Origin of the sequence: Nocardioides cavernae (assembly GCF_013410035.1) — a bacterium.
GTDB classification, from domain to species: Bacteria; Actinomycetota; Actinomycetes; order Propionibacteriales; family Nocardioidaceae; genus Nocardioides; species Nocardioides cavernae_A.
The window spans coordinates 128,762-149,100 of sequence record NZ_JACCBW010000003.1 but is presented as its reverse complement, the minus strand read 5'-3'; the positions used below and the strand labels follow the sequence as shown (position 1 = coordinate 149,100).

The window sequence follows — 20,339 nt, the reverse complement described above, 5'->3', positions numbered from 1 at the left end:
CACGCGCGTCGCGCGCCATCAGAGGTCCACCTTGAACCCATGCTCTTGCAGACGTCGGGTGATCCTCGAGAGATGGCGCGATTCGAAGAGCCCGCGGTATGGCCTAGACGACATTTGGGCCTCGATAGAGAGATCCAAGCGCCCGAGTCGATGGAGGGCCACGAAGGCCGCGGTCGGCTCCGCTAGGTCAGCGATCAACTCACTAGCCCTGCGCGAGCCCACCGTGGCGACCAACTTCCGTAGCGCGGCCTCGTCGTAGCCGATCGAGCGCATCTGCATCATGGCGTTAGCCACGGCACGCTCGTACTCGCGCTCGAGTGTCGCTTGGTCGGGATCGCTTGCAAGAGCGGTTGACGTCGAGTCGGCCTCCCGCTCGAGGTCGGTAGCCCCTCGCCCGCCGCGATTGGGTGCAACCGAGTCGCGATTGGGAGTGTCCACGCGGGGCGGATGCCTATCCGCGGAAACCGCCGCTCCCCCACCGGCCGCCATGTTCGATGTCTGGTCCGCGTCATGGTCGTGGACCCCACCGGCTTGGAGAGGCAAGCGGGCGACCAACGAAGCCACTTCACCGTCCCCGCGCGCCTCCAGCGCCGGCACCAGATCCGCGGGCGCGATGCCGACAGCTGCGGCCAACCGAGTCCGATGTGCCACGAGCGACTTCGGGAGCGTCGTGAGCCGAGCCAATTCCTCCACGACATCGTCCTGAGTTGGGGGTCTGATGACTCGGACCTCCAGTCCGCAGTCCGCGAGGTTGAACCGGAGGGCCAGCTGATCCCCGACCGAAGCTCCGGAGTCTTCCAGCAACTCGCGGATGGACCCTATGTGTGGGCCCGAGTGCGTCGTCTCGCTCCAGGCCACGGGGATCAGACCCGCGGCGGTCGTCAGCTCCGTCCGGTCGCCCGGACGAAGACCCAGATCCGATGCGATCTCTTGCGGGATGCTCCGCCCGCTTCCCCGAAGCATGTCGTTGTCGACGGCAGTGCACCACACGGTCGTGCGGACATCGGATTGGCGATACAGACCGCGCACCTTCCACGGCTTGTGTCGCGGCACGTACGGTTCCCGTCGAGATCGAAGCGCGATGGTGTCACCTGTCACCTTGAAGGCCGGCGCCGCCGCGTACATACGCACCGAGGCTGAAGCGATCTCGTAGCGTTCAGCCAGTTCGTCCGCCAACTCGTCCAAGTCCATGGGGCCACTCGCCAGACGATCCAACATGAGCTCGGCCACTCCGCTGTATCTGACGCCTCCCCAGCGCCGCAGCCCGACCTTGTTCTTCGTGACTCTCATCAGCCGTGGGTCTTCGAAAATCCTATTTCGCGCGGACCTCGACCCACCCTCGCCATATGCGGCGCTGACCAACTGGTCGATGTTTTGAGGCTCATCGCGGATCTCGAGAACCGCAACGGCCTTGTCCACGACGGAACCGCTCCATCGGACCAGCTGCCCGTCAACCCGGGATACGCCGGTGACCGAACTGAGTGCGAACTCCACATGCTGCTCTAGGACGCCAAGAGCGTGCAGGCGCTCAACCACTTCGTACTCGTCCACGACGAAGTCGGTGTCAGCCATAGTGGGCAACTCGGCAACGTTCGGCAGCTTTAGGCCCTCACGGACCAGTGCTGGATCGGACCGTTCGTAGCCGGCCAGTCGGGCGACGAGGTGCCGTTCCGCCGGACTCCACCGCGGGAGCGCACGGGCAAGGACGTCGCTCGGCGCGTACGCCCCCGCCTGCGCTACGACTCGTTCCGCCGCCCACCTCACGACGCGCCATGTCGGCGAGGAGTCGAAGTTGGACCGCAAGCGTTCGAGGCTCTTCGACTCGATCTGCCGCATGCGCTCGCGCGTCACCCCAAACTCCGTCGCAAGTTCTTGCAGCGTCAGTGGTTCGCTGCTCGCAACGCGGTCAATCAGTACCCGGGAGCGACGGGGGTCATCGGCAAGGAACTCCGCCAACGGCGACCTCTCCACCAGCGCCGGGAGGTCCATCGCGAGCAGCTCCTGCCAGGCGCCTGCGACGTCCGCCGGCATGGCCTCTGCCGAGACCATGAGCGCCTCTCCCCACGTCGTGGCGCCAGCGACCGAACTCGCCCAGGCGACGACCATCTCTAGAATGGCGTGACGTCTGGAGTCGGCCGACGGCGTGTCAGGAGCGGGTGTTGCGGCGACGTCGTCCCACGCAACGATTGTGGGTGCCGCGCCTGCTAGGCGTCCTAGGTAGTCATACAGACGCCGTACCTTCGACGGCCCCAGTCCGCGCAGATGAAGTAGGTCCTGGCGAGTGAGCGCGAGAAGATCCCCGATGAGAGCGGCGCCCGTCCTAGCGAGCCAGCTGTGGGCAAGGCCATCGCCCGGCTCGACCCATGCCGCTTTGAGTAGAGGATCGCTCAACGACCTACCAGCGAGGAGCGTGAGGCCAGGGAACTCCGAGCCGAGGGTGTTGGGGGAAGCCGGGGCGTCGCCGACCTTTGCACGTCCGCCAAGGTCTTGCCATTTCGGCTTGGGACGCTCCTCGACAACGTCCCAGCCAGCCGGCGAGAGGGGTTGGGGCTCCCAATCGAAATCGACTACCGGGAGGTGTGAACTCGGAGCGGGATCATCCCACCGCAGTGCTGTGCGGATCCGATCGAGGAGCTCCGCGACCTCGTCGACGCTCTGCTCGCCGATGTTCGGTACGTCGCAGAGCTCGGATCTCGACAGGGACGCAACGCTACCCACGGTTGTGAAGCCGTCCGCCTTCAGCAACTCAAAGAGCGTCCATTCCCGGATCGACTGTCGGAACGGGGAGAGCTCCGGCGAGTCGAGGGAGAGCTCCGCCAGCCGGTCAACCCTCGACTCGGGCTGCATGTCGTCGGTTTCGCCGTTCAACGCGCACCCGCGAAGCCCAACCGTTTGGCCTCTTCGAGGATCAGCGCGCCTTGGTTTGCCTGCTTTCTCGAAGGTGTCGAACCGGCCTTCACGATCCGCCCGAGACTGAACGCGAGACTGCGCTGCCAGGACTGGAGGTTCCCAGTCTGCTTCGCCCACTGGCTAAGGACGAACCAGTCGTCACCGGAGATGGAGGTGACCGCCGCGAGTGCCGCGCGTTCGTCATCGTTCAACAATTCGCCGATGCTCGTGTCCGTCGTGGTCTTGGTACGTCGACGACCACTCGTGAGTGACTTCGCAAGATCATCCGGCACGGCCCACGGCATCGACAGAACTGCCTTCCAGCAGTCCTCCTTCTTGGCCCATTCGCTGATGTTCCTTGTGCCGGCACTCTCGAACAGCACATCGTGGATCCGAGGCGCGAGCTCGAGGATCGCTTGAGCGAGCGGCGCCGGCAGTTCTTGGGACCGCCAGAGTGCCCTGAGGTCTACGCGCTGTTCCGTCGCGTGTGCCAGCTTTGCGAGCGTGTAGGTCACGGTCTGTGCTCGGTAGCCGCCGAGATTGAGACTGCCTACGAGCTTCTCCGCCGATCGGAACAGCAGTGCCTTGGCGACCAGCAGCTCGAAGTAGCCCTGGTCCGGCTTGAAGGACGATCCGCGCCGCTCGATGCGAAGCATGAACTCGCGGAAGTTCTTCTCCGCACCATAGGAGACGATCCACGGCAGTTGGTCCCAGGTGTTTTCGAACTTCGCCAGATCGGTCTTGGTGAACTTCTGGTTGAGCGGGTGGACGGCCTTGAACTCACGCTGCTTCGCTGGCGTGCGTTCCCGCGCATGCGCGTCTGCGTACTGTCCACGGGCCCGTTCATAGAACCATCGGGTCATCCGAGCGGTGCCGCCCTTGCCGGGAGCCCAGACCGATCGGGACAGCTTCTCGACCTCTACATGGAACGGGTCATTTGCGCTGAAGTCAGCCATGTTGACCTTGTTCTGACTGTTGGCGAACTGGCTGATCCGCGGCACGAGATTCATCAGGTGCGTCGGCTCGACGACTGACAACTTGGCTTGGACGTAGATGTCCGCCAAGGCCTGCTTTCCCTTCACCTTGGCGTAGTGCAGGGATGCGCTGGTCTGACCTCCATTGACGATCTGCAGGTCATGGATCTCGCTGATTCCCACCCCACCCCCCGGTAGCGCCACCACACCGACCTCGGCGGCGGTCATCGAGACTCCGTTGTTGTAGGCGAGGAAGCTTCGGGGCTCGTCCCGGACCGTCTCTTGGATGCCGCGATTCACCTTGCCCCTCGATTGCAGGAACGAGCGCACGTTGAGTTCGAGTAGGCGCGGGCCGTGCTCCTCGTAGATCCTCGAGATGAACTCGCCCGGCAGCATCGTCAGATACGACTCGTACCGGCCCGGGTCGCCCTGAGGGCCAAGGCACGGTATGGCCTCACCCCACATCGCGACCACATCGATGTGAATGGGCTCCTGGGTTCGTCCACTCGTCACGAGCTGATGAAGTCTCGTAGCGTCCCACACGGACAAGTGGACCGGTCGCGCATCGATGGAACCCGGACGCGTGACGGTCGTCCGAAGATCCGAGTTCGTCAGGATGACCAATCGGACCTCGGCGACCTTCGGCCACGTCTCTGCTACACGCTGAGCCATGTCCCATGCGGGCGACGTCTCCTCCAGCTGCCGCCAGAGTCCGCCGACTGCTTGCTCCAGGAATCCCGTCATTCGCCGTACACCGGCGTCCAATGCCGCCTTGGTGTAGGACTCGACATCTAGGCCGCCGCGGTAGTCAGTCAGAAACAGCCAGAGCGTCGATTCGTCCTCGCTGAAGGTGAACCCTGACGCTCTAGCGGCCCGAGCCTCGTACATCGCTACGTCTGCGCCGTCGATCTCACCGGCTTCAGTGAGTACGTCGAACATGTACTCCGTAAATACCTCTGGGATGCTGCGTTCAGCACCTTCTTGGGACGCGGTGAGCGCCAACTCTTGGTGGAGATCGACGATGAACGTCGAGAGGTCACTATTGCTCATTGCTTCGTCCTCAGGTGCGCTACGACGGCGTCCCGCTCGATCAAGTAGGGATCCAGTGCACTTCGCTCTAGCAGATAGCTCACATTGCTGATGCCGGTCGGGATCTCGCTGGCGACTAAGCGCGGGAACGCGTCAGAGACGAGGAAGAACTCCACCGAGCGAACCTCGTAGCGCTCGTTGCGGAATTCCGCATATGAGTCGTGCCAGCCGCAGTTGAGCAGCTTGCCTTCGAAGAGGTGCGAAGCGGGGACGGAGCTGCTCAATTGTTGGCGAACGTCGTCGACCAGCTCAAGGAGCGTAACGCCAGTGCCGTCTTGGCGCTCGTCGAGGGATACATATGCCACGTACAGGTCGGTGACACCGATGTGGTCCAGCTGGCGCTCAGAACTGATCTTCATCCGTCCGGCCCCACCGCCGCGATACGTCTTGACCTCGACGGCCAAGTCGGCGAACTGGAAGTCTTGGAGCGCCGGATCCGGACCCGTCCATCCGTAAGTGGCGGCGGATGTGCCAAGTGCACCGATGAAGCAGCCTCCTAGAACGGTCAGTTCGCCGAACAGACCCGCTGCCATCTCCTCTGAGAACGGTTCGCTCCGTCGCGCGTAGAACTCCTGCCAAGCGAGGACGCGCTCGACCACCCGAGTCGCCGCATCGGCGCCGGGGAATGAAGCCAGCGTGCTGACCACATCGGATGCGAGCTCGGTGAAGAGCGGATCGCCCAGTTTCGTCATCGATCGAAGACGCACCTTGGTGCGGTTTGGATCTGTTGAGTCGACCGTGATCTCCAATCCTTTGGACTGGCGCCACTTCTTTGGCATGTTGGACGCCAAGCCGAGAACTGATAACTCGAGGACGCGATTCCTGTCTGGGCGAGTCTCCCCGATGAACACATCGTGCGGCAGTCCAGGCAGCACTCGGCGCAACACTGCGCCCGCGGGCAGTGGGTCCTCGGCGATCTTCGCCCACAGGGCCGGATTCAGCGCGTCACTCATCGTCGTCGCCGTCCCACCCGAAGACGTTCTTGAGGAAGATCGGGTTGACCTTGTATTCCAAGGGCTTCGCCCCTACCGAATGCGGGAAGGACACCGCGAACCCAACGAACGGTTCATTCGAGAGGTCCTCTCCCTCGTGAGTCTTCAACCACGGAGTGGCCGAAAGTGGGTACACGAGAAGCAGACCGTTGTTCACCGAACGACGGAACCGTTCTGATCGCCCACTGGGCGCGGTCGGCGGCTTTGCCCCCGCCTTCTTGTTCGGCCGCTTCTCCCAAGCCTCAACAGTGTCCGCAAGCGCTTGGTCCCAGCCCGGCGTGGCCGCAGTGAAGTCGACAAGCTCATGTGCAGGGCTCACTACTCGTCGCACCGTGTAGCGTCCCGACTCCTTGCCGGCCTGGTTGCTCCGCTCGATGAGGCTGAGCTGCTGCCCCGCCACGGTCCAATGTTCTGTGCCGTTCTGCCGACCGGCGACGACGACGGTCCAAGAGCCAAGCTCGCCCTCCGCTCGGCGTGCTTGGATGTACTTGATCAGGGGCTCCGGAAGGCTCTTCAGTGCGGCCTTGTCCGCCTTGTATCCGGACAAGAACCTGATGACCGTGTCCGCGCCAACGTTTCTCCACACACGCCCGTCGCCGACCGGGGAATGATCGCCTCCGAGGGAGCTGATGAGCTCGGTCAGCGCCCCGATGTTCGCCTCGCGCTGGTCAGGCAGGAATGTCACCGTTTCGGAGATCCCGCCGCTGAAGGAGATGGAGTACGTAGCGGCGTGCTTGAGCTTCTGAGGCGATGTGACCAGGAGCCCATCCGGAAGCTGACGGACACGGAGGCCGAACTGTTCGGGTGTAGACCCCACGGCCGACATAGCTTCGAACTCCGCTTGGAGCTCCGCGCTGGCGGCCGTGATCTTCTCGTACCAGCTGACAAGGGGTGAGGTGGTGTATAAGCGGCAGAGGTCCAGATAGCCCGGGCGGTAGCCGAACCATCGGCCCATCTGCATGAGGGTGTCGTACATGCGGCTCGCTCGGAGGTAGTACGAAACGCAGAGACCCTCCAAGGTGAGGCCACGCGAAAGCTTGTCGCCACCAATCGCGATGACGCTGATCCCATCAGGGTGGTCGACGTACTCCAAGGCGTCAGCAGACGTCCCGTTGACGACATGGAGCCGGGTCCGCCGAGCCGCCTCAACCATCTCCGCCTTCACGTCCTCCAAGTGCGGGATGTCACCCACCTGTGAGGCGAGGTCTTCACGGCTTGCGATGTCCAGACTCGTCGGGAGGAGATCCTCGCTCCAGAGCCGGTCGATCTGCGAGGCGAGCACGGTAGATCCACCCTCGCCGAACTCGAGCCTGTCCCTCACACTGTCGAGGTAGTCGCCGACTTGGTCCGCGACCCGACGTTGCATGTCGGTGAAGCGCGTTACGTGGATCAGCATCGAATGGTGCTTCTGCACTTGTCCGCGGAGCCTGCGGACAGCACCAGCCATTAGGAAGAAGACGATTGCGTCTTTGAGGCTGTCAGGCAGCTCATCGCCAAGTGGATCGAGTGCCTTGTGCTTGTCTGGAAGCCACTCGTCGTAGTCCCACGGCTTCCTGACGATGTCGAGGGCTTCGACACCTTCGATGGCGTTGGCATTGTCGGCATCAAGCCCGAAGACACGTTCAGGTCCGATGTACGTGCTCGGAGCCGGAAGGTTCACGATGAAGCTGCGAGGAAACAGATCCTCACCGACCGTGGAGTGGTCAGCATCCGGGTCGATGAAGATGTTCGCGAACGGAGTTGCCGTATACGCGACGTACGAGGTTTGTTCGAATGTGTCGAGAAATTTCCGGATTAGGCGATTGATCACGGACGGGTCGATCTCCGTGTCATCCTTTGCGAACTTCGTGTTCACCGATGCATGGTCTGCTTCGTCGTCGATCACTAGGACCGGCACGTTTCGAACTCTGAACTTTCCCGTCTCCGGATCGGTGGAGCCCTTCAGATGCGTCGACCACTTGTAGAGGTTTTCGAGGATCGACTTGTTCTTCTTGACCACCAGGATGATCGGATCTGAGCCTCCGGGCACCACCCCCATCCCTTGGGCGACGGCCAGCTTGAAGTCCCCCGACTCGGACGACGACGTGAACGAGCTGACGTGCAGCCATTCGCCCGCGAGCTTCCCCACACCGATGCGGTTGGCGCCGTCCGCCTGCTGGGCCTTGCGGATCGCCCGAGTGTCGAACCCAAGGATCCCTTCGTCGATCCGGGCTTGCGTCTGGCTGCGAAGACTGTTGTGGACGCCGGCTAGGACGACGATCAGCTTGTAACCGTTGTCGATCGCCTTCGCGATCAGGCCCGTGTAGTTCCCGGTCTTACCGGACTGAACTTGACCAGCCACAAGACCCCGGCGGTCCCAAGTGCCCTCGCGCTTCGGGTCCTCCAACCGGCCGAGGATGTCGTCGGTCACCTCGTCCAAACGGTCGACCGACTTCGGCGGCAGTTTGAGCTCGTTCCGCATCAGTCGCTCATAACGACTCCAGAACTTCCACTCAGCCTTGTCATCGAGGCGCTCTTGCAGCCAAGGGATGTGGTCTGAGTCATCCGACATCGAGTTCCAGTTGCCGATGTGGACATTGACATCGGACTCGATCTCCTTGGCGATCTGCTCACGATCGACGATGTCGTCGGGCTCCATGCCTTCGGCCATGTCAGCCATGGCGTCCACCCAAGCCCTGACCTGCTCTGGGGTCACCGGCTTGTTCTGGCTCACGAACTGGTCGATCTTCGTGATGACGAAGCCACGGACCGCTGTCGTGTTACTCATCGCTGACTCTCTCGGAAGGCTTGGACAATCTGGGGAAACTGCGAGAACGGTTCGATGACTCCGATCCGATCCAAGGCCTCATCGGCCGAATAGCCATCCTTCACAAGGTCCGTGAAGACGAAGTCGATGAGCGGCTTCAGATCCTTCGGCGCGTCTCCGAAGGGGGTCGGCTGCTGATCCAGCGAGTCGGCGATGCTGACGCCGATGAGCGTGGTGGGGACGGTCTCCTCGATGAACCGGAGCGCCTTCTCAACCTCCCGTTTTCGCCCACCGGTGGAATCCAGGAGCGCGACGATCACGGGGTGCGACCTGTTGACCTTGTAGCGGATCTCGCCCGCTCTATCGGTGTACTGCTGCCACGCTACGACGAATGGTTGGCTCGTCTTGGACGCCGTGATCTTGCCGCGGAACCGGTAGACCTCCTCCGCCCGCGAGCGCGCAGCCTTCGCAATACGCCGGAGCTCAGCGACAAGCGGCCCCGGAGTCCGTGCGGATGACTTCTTCACGTCAACCTGCCACGCGTGATCGAGGCTGGCAGGGAAGTCGACCGCGATGCGCGCGAGTTTGGTGTGCTCGTCTTTCGCGAACCCGAGCCCGAGCCAGTCACCTTGGACCAAGAGGCGGTTGGAGCGATAGAGGTAGAACCCCTGCTGCTGGTTCCATCCTGATGCCCCATGGCCATGGTCGGCCTGGGTCGGCGTCAGTTTGCTGCGGTGCGGGAGCACGTACGCCGTCACCTTGATCAGCTCCCCCTGGAATGGCAGCTCCTCCGAGAACAGCTGCTGAGTGGCCGGGTGATCGGTCAGGAACGGGTCCCACGGGATGACCGGCTGACCGTTGACGGTCATCGTGACCCTTCCTCGCCCGACCAAGAACCGGTGGAACGTCGCTTCGAGATGTTGCTTCACCCGGCGGGTCAGTTGGAGGAACCGGTCGTGCGCCTTCGAATCGCTCGCGTCGACGTCGCCGACCAACCGGTCGCACTTCGACCAAACCACCAAGGTTCCGGCATCGTCGTCCGGGGTGAGATCCAGGTCGGACGGTCCCGACCGCAGCAGGCGCCACTCCCCGGTCACCGCGACGGTGTCCAGGTCCCACCGCCGTACAGCGTGTCCGTTGGACTTCGTCCGGGTGAGCACCGTCAATTCACGCGCCTGGGAGAACGACGCGGTCTTCAGCCCCAGTCCGAAGCGACCGAGGTCGTCCGTCGAACGATCTTCGAGGGGGCTCCGACTGCCCGGCCGCATCGCGTCGTACAGCGTCGCTTCGGACATGCCGTGACCGTCGTCAGCGACGGTGACGACGGAGTCCCTACCGTCCCAGACGAGATCGATCCGGATCGTCCTAGCACCCGCCGAGATGCTGTTGTCGACGAGATCGGCGATCGCTGCCTCCGGCGTGTAGCCGAACGCTCGCAGAGACTCGATGAGTGCGTCAGCCCGCGGCTCCGCGATGTCCCAGTCCGACAAGCTTCCCTCTCTCGGTGAGGCACTTCCTCTTTACCCGGAGGTTAGTGCTTGCTCCCGACAAAAACGGCTGAAACGCCCATCTCGTGCAATCGCTGGGCCGTGGAACGAGCTCCGACGACGGCGATCCCGGCGTTCTCCAGCTGACTCGGATTGAAGCTCCTAAGCTCGCGCCGTGATGGCTACCGACGCTGCGCGCACACGGCGCGCTTGGCTCCTGATGGCGCTTGCTCCCGCTGACCGATCCTATGGCGGCAACGACGGCTACGAGGACGACATCAGCACGTTCTACTCATGGAACAGTCGGGTCCCGAACTCCCGAGCCATCGCGGTGGGCGATCGTGTCGTCCTGTGGGACAAGCTCGGCTTGTTGGGCTTCTCCACGGTCGAGAAGATCACCACGGGGACGGGGACAGTCGACCGCCGACTTTGCCCTACCTGTGGATCCGCCGACATCAAGTACAGGAAGACCAAGTCTCCGGACTGGCGGTGCTTCGACTGCTACACCGAGTTCGACGACGCTGACACCGAGGTCGTCGAGGTGACGACGTTTCGGGCGGACTACGGGAGTGAGTGGGTTGATGCCCCGGGTGTCATGACCGCAGCGGAGGTACGGCGGTTGGCCCTGTCGCCGAGGTCCCAACATGCGATGCGCGAGGCCGACTGGCAGGTCGTGCAGGACGCTCTCGTATCGAAGGGTCGTCAAGCCTGACCGAGTCGTGGGCCAACACGACAAGTGCAGACTCCCCCCGAGCCCTCCGACGTGGAGTTGGATTTCGTGCGCAGGGGGCGGGCAGACCGGGCAGTTGTCGGCTTCGTGAACGGGGTGCGCGTCGCATGGAGTGTCGCTCGCGACCTGATTTCGACCTCTGCGCCGAGATGCTGCCCGGTCAGGGCACGTATCGTCGCAGCGTGGTCGCCACGCGGCGCCGGGCAGATCCCAGCACCTGTGCGTCGCCGGATCTGACGACAAGGCGTGAGTGCAGCATCAGGCGGCCTGACCTATTCAATGGCGGCAGGTCTGAGCGTTGCCGAAGTGGCCGCGCGACATGGACAGTGCACCGTGCGACGATGGAAACGACGAGCAGGCTGACCTTGATCGTGTCCTAGGCAAGGATCAGGACCACCAAGTTCTACCCGCCGGACGCCCGGCCTGCGCCACCGCATGCATGCCGATCAGAAGGACGCAAGCGACCGCGACGGCGGAAAGGGTGGTCCGCAACCGCAGCGGCAGAGATCGCGCCCGTCGGACACGAACGTTAGAGGATGCGTAGGTCTGGAGGTAGGGGTGCATCGCAGCGGCGGCGGCGGCGGCGAACGGCAGCGCGAGCAAGACCAGCATGGCCTCCGGATGGGTCGGGCCTCCCTCGATACGCCGAGCGTCGGGCGACCGCGGATGACATCGCTCCCCCTGTGGAGGACCAACCCATCGGCTCACCTATGAAGCCGGAATGGCCCAAGGTCACTTACCGGAGTCGTTGGGGGGCGCTGGGTAGCGCTGGCCGAGAGCGCCGCACGCAAGACGGCGAGCGCACGCTGGCGATCCGCGCGCTGAGCATCGTTCTTCGCTGCACCGCCGAGCGGCAGGTCAGAGGTCAGTTTGTAGCGGTCGCGGTACGCCGCGACCGTCGTCGCCGCACCCAGCCAGGCTTCGTCGCCTCCGGTCGCCGTGGCGGGGCGCGGTCCGAGGCCTCGGGCCCACGCCTCGGAGTGGGCGACCGCTTCCTCGGCGAGGGCGCGAGCCCGCGACTCGATGAGCTCCTTGCGTTCGTCGATCGCCTGCCGATCCTCTGCAGTCATTCGGCCCAGCGGCTCGGGGACGAGCCCGCCGATCAGCCGCGGGCGGAGTTTGCAGTGCCGCGGCGAGGACGAAGCGACCCGGTCGAGTCGATACGACAGGACGGCAGCGATGTCGTCCGCGTCATCGAGCCCGTGCTGACCGACGATCCGGGGCACGAGGGTCTCCAGATCGTGGTGGTACGCCTCGGCCCGTCGGAGCGTCGCAGTGAGCGGACCGAACGCCGTGGAGCCGACGACCGCGGCGTGCTGCCCGGCAGTCATGCCGGAGCGCCGCAGGAGGTCGGAGAACCTGGCGCGCTGCGCGTCCGCGGCGATGGACTCGAGTTCGGCGGCAAGGCGGTCGATCCCGCCGTGAAGCTCGTACTCGGCCTCGATCGTTTGGGTGGCAGACAGATCGGCGCCGCTGTGCTGGAGGACGCCGTAAAGAACCGTTCTGGTCGTCACGTCATCCGCCTCCGGCGTGGAGTGGCTGTCGTCTGGCTGGTCGAGGGCGACGTACGCGATGTTCGAATCGCGGCCACGTGTCATCGAGACGTACAAGTTCTCTCGGGTCGTCGACGCGGTCACGACGACGTGCGCGGTGTCGACGGTGACGCCCTGAGCTCTATGCGCGGTGACGGCGTAGCCGAGGTCGAGGTGCTCGGCAACGTACTGCGGCGGCAGGACAGTTCGCCTGCCGTCGCCTCCGTGGCGCTTGACGACAACAGAACCGTCCCGCCGGATGTCGGTGACCAGCCAGCGATCGCCGTTCTTAACCCACCCACCGCGCATGGTCCGGATGGTGCGGTCGTTCTGGCGGGTGATGACGACGTCTCCGACCGAGGCTCGGCAGCCGTCGATCAGGTGGGCCTCGCGGTGATCGACGGCGCCATCCAGAAGCAGCCGCTCGGCCCGGGCGCGTTCATTGAGCGCCCGGACATCCCGAGCCGACTCGGTCACGAGGATGCTTGCGCGCCCGGCGGCACAGTCCGCGCGCCAGGCAACGTACGCCGCGTCGACCATCTCCTCCGTGAGGCCCTCGCGGATCCGCTCGTGGCGGGCGTAGACCGAGATGACCTGCACGTCGCCGCGACTCAGCGCGAGTGAGGACTCCTTCTCCCACTCGTTGGTGAACCGGTGGATCTCACTCAGCTCCGGGGCGTCCGGACGACGGTCGACGAGAAGTGCGAAGGCTCCGCCGGCATCGACGGACTGAAGCTGGTGCGGGTCACCGACCAACAGCACCTTGGCGCCCGCGGCTGCGGCGATCCCCGTGAGCCGGTCCAGCGTCACCGTGTCGGCGAGAGTCGCCTCGTCGACAATCACCAGTTGACCTCGGCGGAGTTCGGTCCGGCCGTGGTCGTACTCGTGGAGCCACTTCGACGTGTTCTCGCACGCCACGCCGAGGTCGTCGGCCAGCGCCTGGGCTGCGGCGGCGGACGGCGCCAGACCGACGACACTCCCCCGCCCGTGCTCGCTGATCCAGGCCGCGCGGAGTGCTCTCATCGTGGTGGTCTTGCCAGCCCCTGCGGGCCCGACGAGCAGGTCGACCTGGCGGCCAGAGCGACAGACGCTCTCCACAGCACGCCGCTGCTGAACCGTCAGCGAGACCGCGCCACGACCAGCAACCCCGGCCGACACGGTTGGCCCAGTCATCTTCTCGGCGCGAGCCAACAGTCTCGCTTCGGCGTTGAGCACTGCGATCGAGGAGTACTTCTCTCCGTGCCGCGGGCGGAACCGGCTCGTGCCGTCCTCGCGCTGGAACCGAGCCGGGCTGAGGGCGAGTTCCGGCGGCGTGAGGACGACGGAGCGTGCCTGCGCCGCATCCACGATGAGGCCGACGACGGCCTCGCGGTCCTCGGTCGTCGCGAACCTCAGGTCCATCGTCTGCTTGGCCGCCTCGGCCATTAGGTTCCAATGCGTCCACACCGCCCGCTTCACAGAGACCGCCGCGACCACCCCGGCGCTGATCGTCTCGATCGCAGCCGGTGGCACATCGTCTACAGTCGGGAGGGCTCCCTCCCGGCCGATCAGCGACTGCGACCATGCCGTGGGTTCCGTCCCCAACCGCTCGGCGGCACGCTGCCGCCACTCAGCTGTCAGGTCGACCAGTGCCCGGACTTCCTTCGGCGGGCGGGTGGCGAGCGTCGCTTGGGCACGGAGTTCGACGATGGTCTTCGCTGACGGCATCCGCCCGCGCCGAGCGACGTACTCGGCGATGAGCTCGTCCTTCTTGAGCTCGATCTCGCGGGTGCGGCTAGAGAACTCGGTGATCAGGTCGTCGGTTACGCCCGCGATCTCCCATCGAAGATTCCGGTCGGGTCCGCGCTGCCTCAGCTCCCAGTCGATGCCGAGGTCGCGCGACAGCCGGTCCGCCAGGAGTGCGTCGTAGTGCGCGGATAGGCCTGTACGCGAGGCGAAGATCGGGCGTCCGTCGAGGCTGCGCCAGCGGCCGTCCATGACGGTGAGGACCTTATTGGCGACGACGACGTGCGTGTGGAGCTGCGGGTCCCCGGCGCGCGAGTCGAAGTGGTCGTAGGCGACGGCCGCGACACCCGCCACGTCGACCTGGGCGACGGCGCCGTCAGCGTCGGAGATGCCCGCCCGAGTGGAGGCAATCTCTCGTTCGAAAAGCGCAATGACGTCTGCGACCGCCGCGTGATGGGCCGCGACGATCCGCTTCTGGGTGACGGCGTCGGCGACACCCCAAAGCACGGAGACCGACTTCGGGACGCTGAAGGTGAGGTCGAACCCTGCCACCGCTCGCCGTATCCCGGCCGCGGTCTCCTCAGCCTCCATCCGCGTCCTCTCGGCGGCGCACTCCTCTTGGGTCATCTCCGGATCGAGAGCGGCGACCCGCTCGTCGATGCGGTCCGACAGATTCTTGTACGACGGATACGCGCGGCCGAGTTGCTCTCCCGTGATCGGGTCTCGGCCCATGCCGATAAGCAGTGCGAGCTGCTCCTCGCTCACCTGCATGCCCGACCGAAGCCGGCCGGTGCCGAAGGCGCCGACACCAGAGCCCAGCCAGCGGCCGGACGGCGTACCGACCTCGAAGTAGTACCGGGTCAGGGGCGTCGACAGGACGCGGTTGCCGTCGCCCGCAGCGACGCTGCGCAGCAGGTACTGGTACCCGCTGCCCGCGGACATCCGCCGCATCGACATCGTCACGGCCAGCCAAGCCTCATAAGCCACAGGTGTGCAGGTTCATCCAGAACCCCTCGATCTGCACACCGTGTGAAGTCGGTGAAGGTGGACGAAAGCCTGGACAAGAACAGGGAGGCGCGAGCGGATGACAGGTCGGGCGCACCTGCAGGGCGAAGAATTGAATGAACGTCTGGTCGGCTCTGAGGGGCATTGCGTTGCCGACGGTGCCGTGTCGTAATAGGAGAGGTTCGTAAACGAAGTGCCAGTAGACGGCTCGAGGAGCGCGAACGTCACGGGAGTCCACGGTGCCGTGGGCCCCACGGCACCGTGATCACCCAAGAGCCCACGGTGCAGTGGGCCCCACTGCACCGGAGCGCGTCAGTCACCGCCGTCCGCGCGGCCTTGCAGCGGGCGCCACCCAACCGGGCCTCACCCGCCACAGCGTCGCTCCGAATGCCTGCCTGCCTATCCCCGCCCCGGATCAGCAGGGGTGAGCTGAGGCTGATGATGAGCCAGACCGCCCAATCGGGCTTGGCTCAGAGGCGATGCGAACCGCAGCCACAGCCGGGTATGCGACCGCCACGACCGCCCGGAGGTGTGCCTGAGCGTCGCTTCACGCGAGATGGCCCAGTGGCCCTGCCGCGCGACCCATTCGCAAGGTGCTGGGGTAGCAGGCACACTCCTCGTTATGCCTCCTAAAACCGTACGAACCCGCTTCGAGAAGATGCGAGCCCTTCGTATCGTCAGTTCGGAACTCCGCCAGATGGCTCACGCAACGCGCCTGCAACGCGACAGTGAAACTTCCAGCGGGGACCCAATGGCCGAAAACGCATACATTGATTCTGCCGCCTTGCACGCTCGGGCACTTATCGACTTCTTCATCAAGCCCAAGGGTTTCCCCAGCGACATCCGACGCACTGACTTCGCGCCTGACTGGACTCCCGCTCCGGACAAGGCCGTGGCGCGGATCAAAAAAGACGGATGGATGCTCAATAAGTACCTCGCCCACATGACGTGGGAGCGAGCCACACCGAGCGCCCCTTCCTGGAATTATCCCGACCTGACCGAGGACGTCTTTGACATCGCCGAAGCTTGGTGTGCTCACCTAGCAGCGAGTGACGGGGACCTTTCGGAGTACTTCGCAGGACAAATCAAGCCCGCTCGCGCCGCGCTTGCCTAATTTCCATGGCGCATCGCTTCGTTTCGCAAAGGTATCCAACCGAGTGTCTCGATGGCTCAGGCTGTGGCCGGTGGCGCGTTCCGCCGCGAGCGCCGCAGCCACGCGCGAGAGGTCGAACTCGCGGTTCGGACCTATTCATGGCGCCGCACACCGGTGAACCCCGAACTCGCTGACACGAGCCTAGTCCCGCCGTCTACCCAAGGCGCCTGCTTCAATGAGTGTGAGTTGCCGGCGATCGGACAGGTCCTGTTGCCCGTCCCCGTCTCGGTCAGCGTTACTTGGAGGCTCGAGACCTCCGATCGGGTCGTCAATGATGCGGAACACGTCCGGACCGTCCGACAGATTGCTGGCGAATGGAGCAAGTGTGGCCATCTCTGTGTCGCGCCACTCACGGCGATCGGTCCCTTTAACTCGCCGGAGCATCTCTACGATCTCCGCCCGGTCGTAATCGCGAGTCGTGACTGAGTCCATCGGGAGTCGAATCAATTGACTCCACCCATCGCGACCGCACATCTGAAGGTCGCTCCAGAACTGCCGCCACGGAATGCATGTGGGTTCGGGGGCTCCCGAGCCCCACAAGCGAGTCGGTGCGGTCGCGCTTGCCGTCAGGTCGAACCGAACTAGGCGACACGACGCGTTCTTTCGGGATGGGGATCCATGAGCCGCCAGTTCGGGTGCGAGGACGCTGGCAACTTGGTCGGTGGTGAGCACCACGAGCCAGTCCGCGAACCACCAACCTTGACCACTTCGAGAGAAGGCGAGCTCGCTGGGAGGAATATTCGCTGCGATTGCGACCGCCTCAAGGTCGCCGGTCCAATCTGGCCACGGGAAGACATAGAACGGCTTCTGCCCCGGCGGCAACTGGTCGTAGTCCCACAGCTGACCCAGGTTGACCTTCACGTCTTGAAGGTTGGCGCCTGCCACAATGGACGTCTTCAGTTCGAGTTGCACGGCCTTCCCTGGACAGTTTGGAAGCCATCGAATGTCGATGTCGACACCAGTCGCCGGCCACCACATAGCCGCCCTCGACCGGTACCTGTACGCAAGATAGAGGCTTGACCAATGCTCGAGTGTTTTCTCCGGAACGGATACCTTCGCCACGGTCACGACACTAGGTCAGCTTGACCTGCACTGCGCGTATTCGCCGTGCGGTCTTCCCGCCGCTTCGGCCGTGACGATGCGATGAACTGTCCGGCTCGCAAATGGGTCTGTCGCGGTGCACTGAGTCGCGGCTGACCCCATGGGATTCGGCTCCGACGACGGGCATCGCCAACACATGGGACGTCGTGGCAGGCTCGCTCAATGACCTGGCGCGACGATCTGGCATTCGATCCGTTTGAGGAGCCGTTCCCGCAAGCTTGGGAGGAACTCCTCCAAGAGATGGTTAGGGCTGGCGGAGCCGTAAACTTGCGAGAGGCGGCCGCGGCTCGACTGGACGCGTACGTTCGCCTTGCGGAGTTGCAGCATCGATTGCTGATCGCCGATCGCCATCAGCGGTTGATGAGCGACGCCGAGGCGGCGTCTAAGGCCAATACCCGGGCGCTGCTCGATCAAGCCGCCGCGCAGGATCGCCAAGCGACAGCGGCGAACTCTCACGCCGCGTCCCTCAAGTGGGCAACTTGGGCATTGGTCGCCGCGACTGTCGTTCTCATCATCGTCACTGCGCTCGGTGGGTGACGCTGCTCGCGCCGAGCAGCGGCTTGCTGGCGTGCGTCTCTCCGCCGCGATGCACCGCACGTGTTGAGTCCTGCGGAACTGCACCATCAGGTGTCCCGGGATTGAACTCCCACTCAGTTACTGGGAGACCCCGTGCATGTCCTGCCTTTCGCACCAGTCCCGTATGCGGCCGTTCCTTAGTGCGACAAACTGCGCGACGTTGTCCAAGTAGCGACGATAGGCATCGAGGTTCTGCGGAAGCGGTGGTCGATCGAAGGACCACTCTCGGTCGACGTGCCCATCCAGCCATCGCACTGAATCGGGCGACGCGAGGTCCTGCAGGTGGAAGAATTCCACGAAGGCAGCAAAGCCGCTTTGCCCCCCACCGAAGAGCTGGAAGTAGCCGGCGTCCAGACAGAGCACGTCGCCCAAAGGGTTGTCGACCTGACCGAAGTAGTGCTGTCGGATGCACTCGAGCGTGAGGTCGAACCTGTCCGCGATTGCCCGATCCCTGCCCCGTCTTTGGTTGAGGGACTGAGGATGCGTCGGAAAGATGATGAATCCGCCGATCGTGTAGAACCCGCGGTCGTATCGCGTGCGCTCGGCTTCTGTAAGGCTTTTCCACATCTGCGCAGCGCCGAGGCGCCGATAGTTCGAGTGTGTTGTGGCGATGGTGTCGCTGGACACGCGAACGTCGCCGTGGACCAAGCACGACGTGCCTGGCTCAAGGTCCCAGGTAAGGAGCTCGCCGGTGGGTAGCGGCTTGCTCCAGAGTTGCCGGTGCCATCTCGAAAGGATGTGGCTGTCGCGATCGGCGTCCGTGAGAAAATCGGGGTCATCGTAGAAGCAGAAGTCCACGTCGATTCGGTCCACGGCCTCAAGGTAGACGCCACCGCGGACGTTGGAGTAGAAGATGGGTCAGACCTGCATCTTTCGCCGCGTTCCGTGTGGGGTGGTGGTCAGCTGGGCCCGGTTCGGGCGAGCTGACGGTTGCAGGCACGTCGGGGTCGCGACCGCCCTATCTAGCGGTCCGGACGAGTGCGGCGAGCTCTGAGGCGTCGAGGCGTTGGGCAAAACTCGCGCGACCTCCAGTCATGTCGACGCCCTCCTCAATCAGCAACTGAGCTGGGTCACGGAGGTCATCCGGATCGGACCACGTGAATCCGGCCGAAACGACGCCCTTCTCCGACAGCACGCGATGGGCGTGCGGGCACTCCACACATCTAGTGATGTGTTGGCCGAGGGGTTGCGCCGCCGTGCCGACGAGTTGGGCCAGCACGCCGTATGTTGTCCACCGGCCCTCCGGTATCGCTGCCATATAAGCGTGAAGCCGGGACCAGTCGAATGCCGCTGCTGAGCTCGGCGGGGCTGCATCAGCCGTGGCACCGATCTCTTGGAACATGCGGGCCATGGCTGCCGATATCCGATCGACGGCACCAGGGTGAGAGAACAGAGGCTCGGCAGCGACGGACGGCCGCTTTCGCCATCCGACCACTCGACCGGCGGCAAAGGCTTCTGCGAGCCCCGGGAGGTCGCCAAGCTCAGAGGCAAGCGATTCCATGTAGTCCGCGGAGAGAACACGTCCTTGCTTGTGGATCCAGTCCAGATTGAGGGTCCACACCACGCCGAGGTGCGTGAACACGCTCCACGGTTGGGCACGAACGGCTCCAGCAGACATGGTGGCCGTGACCGACGGTGAACGCGCTGTGCCGTAGTAGAACCCCGCGCCCGGCCCCAGGGCCTCGTGCGCAGCCAGCAACGCGCCGATCGCGTCGGCAACCTGAGGCGTTGTTTCCGCTCGCACCGCCGGCATGAGGTCGGAAGACGACCACGTCGCACCAGACTGCTGGATTGCTTTCGTCCGGACTTGCTTGCCCCAATCGTTGGGCTGTACGGCAAGGGAAAGCAGGGGCGCATAGGGCGAGTCCCCGATGCGCACAGCCTTCACCTCGACAGCGAAGAATCGAGTTGTCTCGTCGGTCCGCTCGTTGAGCCACTCCAAAGCACGGCGGTGCTCCGGTCGGAAGGACGGTGCGACCCACACGATATGAGCCGCGTCCGTGCCACCCGCGTACGTCATGATCTGGCCAAGATGGGTGTGATCGCTCTGCTCGAGTTGGTTCTCCACGATCACGAGATCGCCCGAGATGCGGTCGCGCCCGATGAGGTCGAGACTGAAATCGCCCACCGCGTGCTCGGCAGTGTCGAGCTCGAGGTCCAGTCCGATCACCTCTGACAAGACATCGGCGTTGTCCAACAGCCACGGAGTGAAATCGAGAGCCTCATGACGCCACACTTCCCGAGCTGGCACGGACCTGAGGCGCCCGATGACAATCTCCTCGTCCATGCATGAAGGCTACTTGGCAGCTTGCTCGAGCGTGTGCGATCGGGCGGGACAGT

General features: G+C 64.3%; 12 protein-coding genes. 3 read left to right on the top strand and 9 right to left on the bottom strand.

Annotated elements, in window-relative coordinates:
* Positions 1 to 18: 18 nt before the first annotated feature.
* The 5 genes from F4692_RS15680 to F4692_RS15660 are packed head-to-tail and all read right to left on the bottom strand — an operon-like array spanning position 19 to position 10,180.
* On the bottom strand, positions 19 to 2,868 hold the full coding sequence (locus F4692_RS15680) for a sigma factor-like helix-turn-helix DNA-binding protein (protein WP_179620649.1): 2,850 nt from the start codon (positions 2,866 to 2,868) through the stop codon (positions 19 to 21).
* Positions 2,865 to 4,913: an AIPR family protein gene (locus F4692_RS15675; protein WP_179620648.1), complete on the bottom strand. Its 2,049-nt coding sequence runs from the start codon at positions 4,911 to 4,913 to the stop codon at positions 2,865 to 2,867. The genes F4692_RS15680 and F4692_RS15675 overlap by 4 nt, the downstream gene beginning before the upstream one ends.
* Complete coding sequence (locus tag F4692_RS15670; RefSeq protein WP_179620647.1) at positions 4,910 to 5,905, bottom strand: PD-(D/E)XK motif protein; 996 nt, start codon at positions 5,903 to 5,905, stop codon at positions 4,910 to 4,912. The genes F4692_RS15675 and F4692_RS15670 overlap by 4 nt, the downstream gene beginning before the upstream one ends.
* Positions 5,898 to 8,711, bottom strand: a complete 2,814-nt coding sequence (locus F4692_RS15665) for a Z1 domain-containing protein (protein WP_179620646.1) — start codon at positions 8,709 to 8,711, stop codon at positions 5,898 to 5,900. The genes F4692_RS15670 and F4692_RS15665 overlap by 8 nt, the downstream gene beginning before the upstream one ends.
* Positions 8,708 to 10,180 carry an ATP-binding protein gene (locus F4692_RS15660; RefSeq protein ID WP_179620645.1) on the bottom strand — a complete coding sequence of 491 codons (1,473 nt, stop codon included), beginning with the start codon at positions 10,178 to 10,180 and terminating at the stop codon, positions 8,708 to 8,710. The genes F4692_RS15665 and F4692_RS15660 overlap by 4 nt, the downstream gene beginning before the upstream one ends.
* Before the next feature lie 172 nt (positions 10,181 to 10,352).
* On the opposite strand from F4692_RS15660, the gene F4692_RS15655 reads away from it, so the two are divergent.
* Positions 10,353 to 10,889: a hypothetical protein gene (locus F4692_RS15655; RefSeq protein ID WP_179620644.1), complete on the top strand. Its 537-nt coding sequence runs from the start codon at positions 10,353 to 10,355 to the stop codon at positions 10,887 to 10,889.
* Between the two features lie 722 nt (positions 10,890 to 11,611).
* On the opposite strand, the gene mobF is transcribed toward F4692_RS15655, so the two are convergent.
* Positions 11,612 to 15,121, bottom strand: a complete 3,510-nt coding sequence (gene mobF / locus F4692_RS15650) for a MobF family relaxase (protein WP_257029978.1) — start codon at positions 15,119 to 15,121, stop codon at positions 11,612 to 11,614.
* 799 nt (positions 15,122 to 15,920) lie between these two features.
* Between mobF and F4692_RS15645 the strand changes: the two genes are divergently transcribed.
* Positions 15,921 to 16,283, top strand: coding sequence for a hypothetical protein (locus F4692_RS15645; protein ID WP_179620642.1), 363 nt, complete (start codon positions 15,921 to 15,923; stop codon positions 16,281 to 16,283).
* Between the two features lie 180 nt (positions 16,284 to 16,463).
* Here the strand turns inward: F4692_RS15645 and F4692_RS15640 are convergent, their stop codons facing one another.
* A complete protein-coding gene (locus F4692_RS15640; protein WP_179620641.1) occupies positions 16,464 to 17,384 on the bottom strand; it encodes a hypothetical protein in 921 nt (306 codons plus the stop codon).
* Between the two features lie 201 nt (positions 17,385 to 17,585).
* Here F4692_RS15640 and F4692_RS15635 point away from each other — a divergent pair, with 201 nt between their 5' ends.
* Entirely contained in the window at positions 17,586 to 17,960 is a 375-nt protein-coding gene (locus F4692_RS15635; protein WP_179620640.1) for a hypothetical protein, read from the top strand.
* A 117-nt stretch (positions 17,961 to 18,077) separates the two neighbouring features.
* Here F4692_RS15635 and F4692_RS15630 read toward each other — a convergent pair whose 3' ends face one another.
* A complete protein-coding gene (locus F4692_RS15630; RefSeq protein WP_179620639.1) occupies positions 18,078 to 18,812 on the bottom strand; it encodes a DUF6994 family protein in 735 nt (244 codons plus the stop codon).
* Between the two features lie 145 nt (positions 18,813 to 18,957).
* The gene (locus tag F4692_RS15625; protein WP_179620638.1) at positions 18,958 to 20,286 is read right to left on the bottom strand and encodes an MGMT family protein; all 1,329 of its coding nucleotides are present in this window, start codon (positions 20,284 to 20,286) and stop codon (positions 18,958 to 18,960) included.
* Positions 20,287 to 20,339 lie beyond the last annotated feature (53 nt).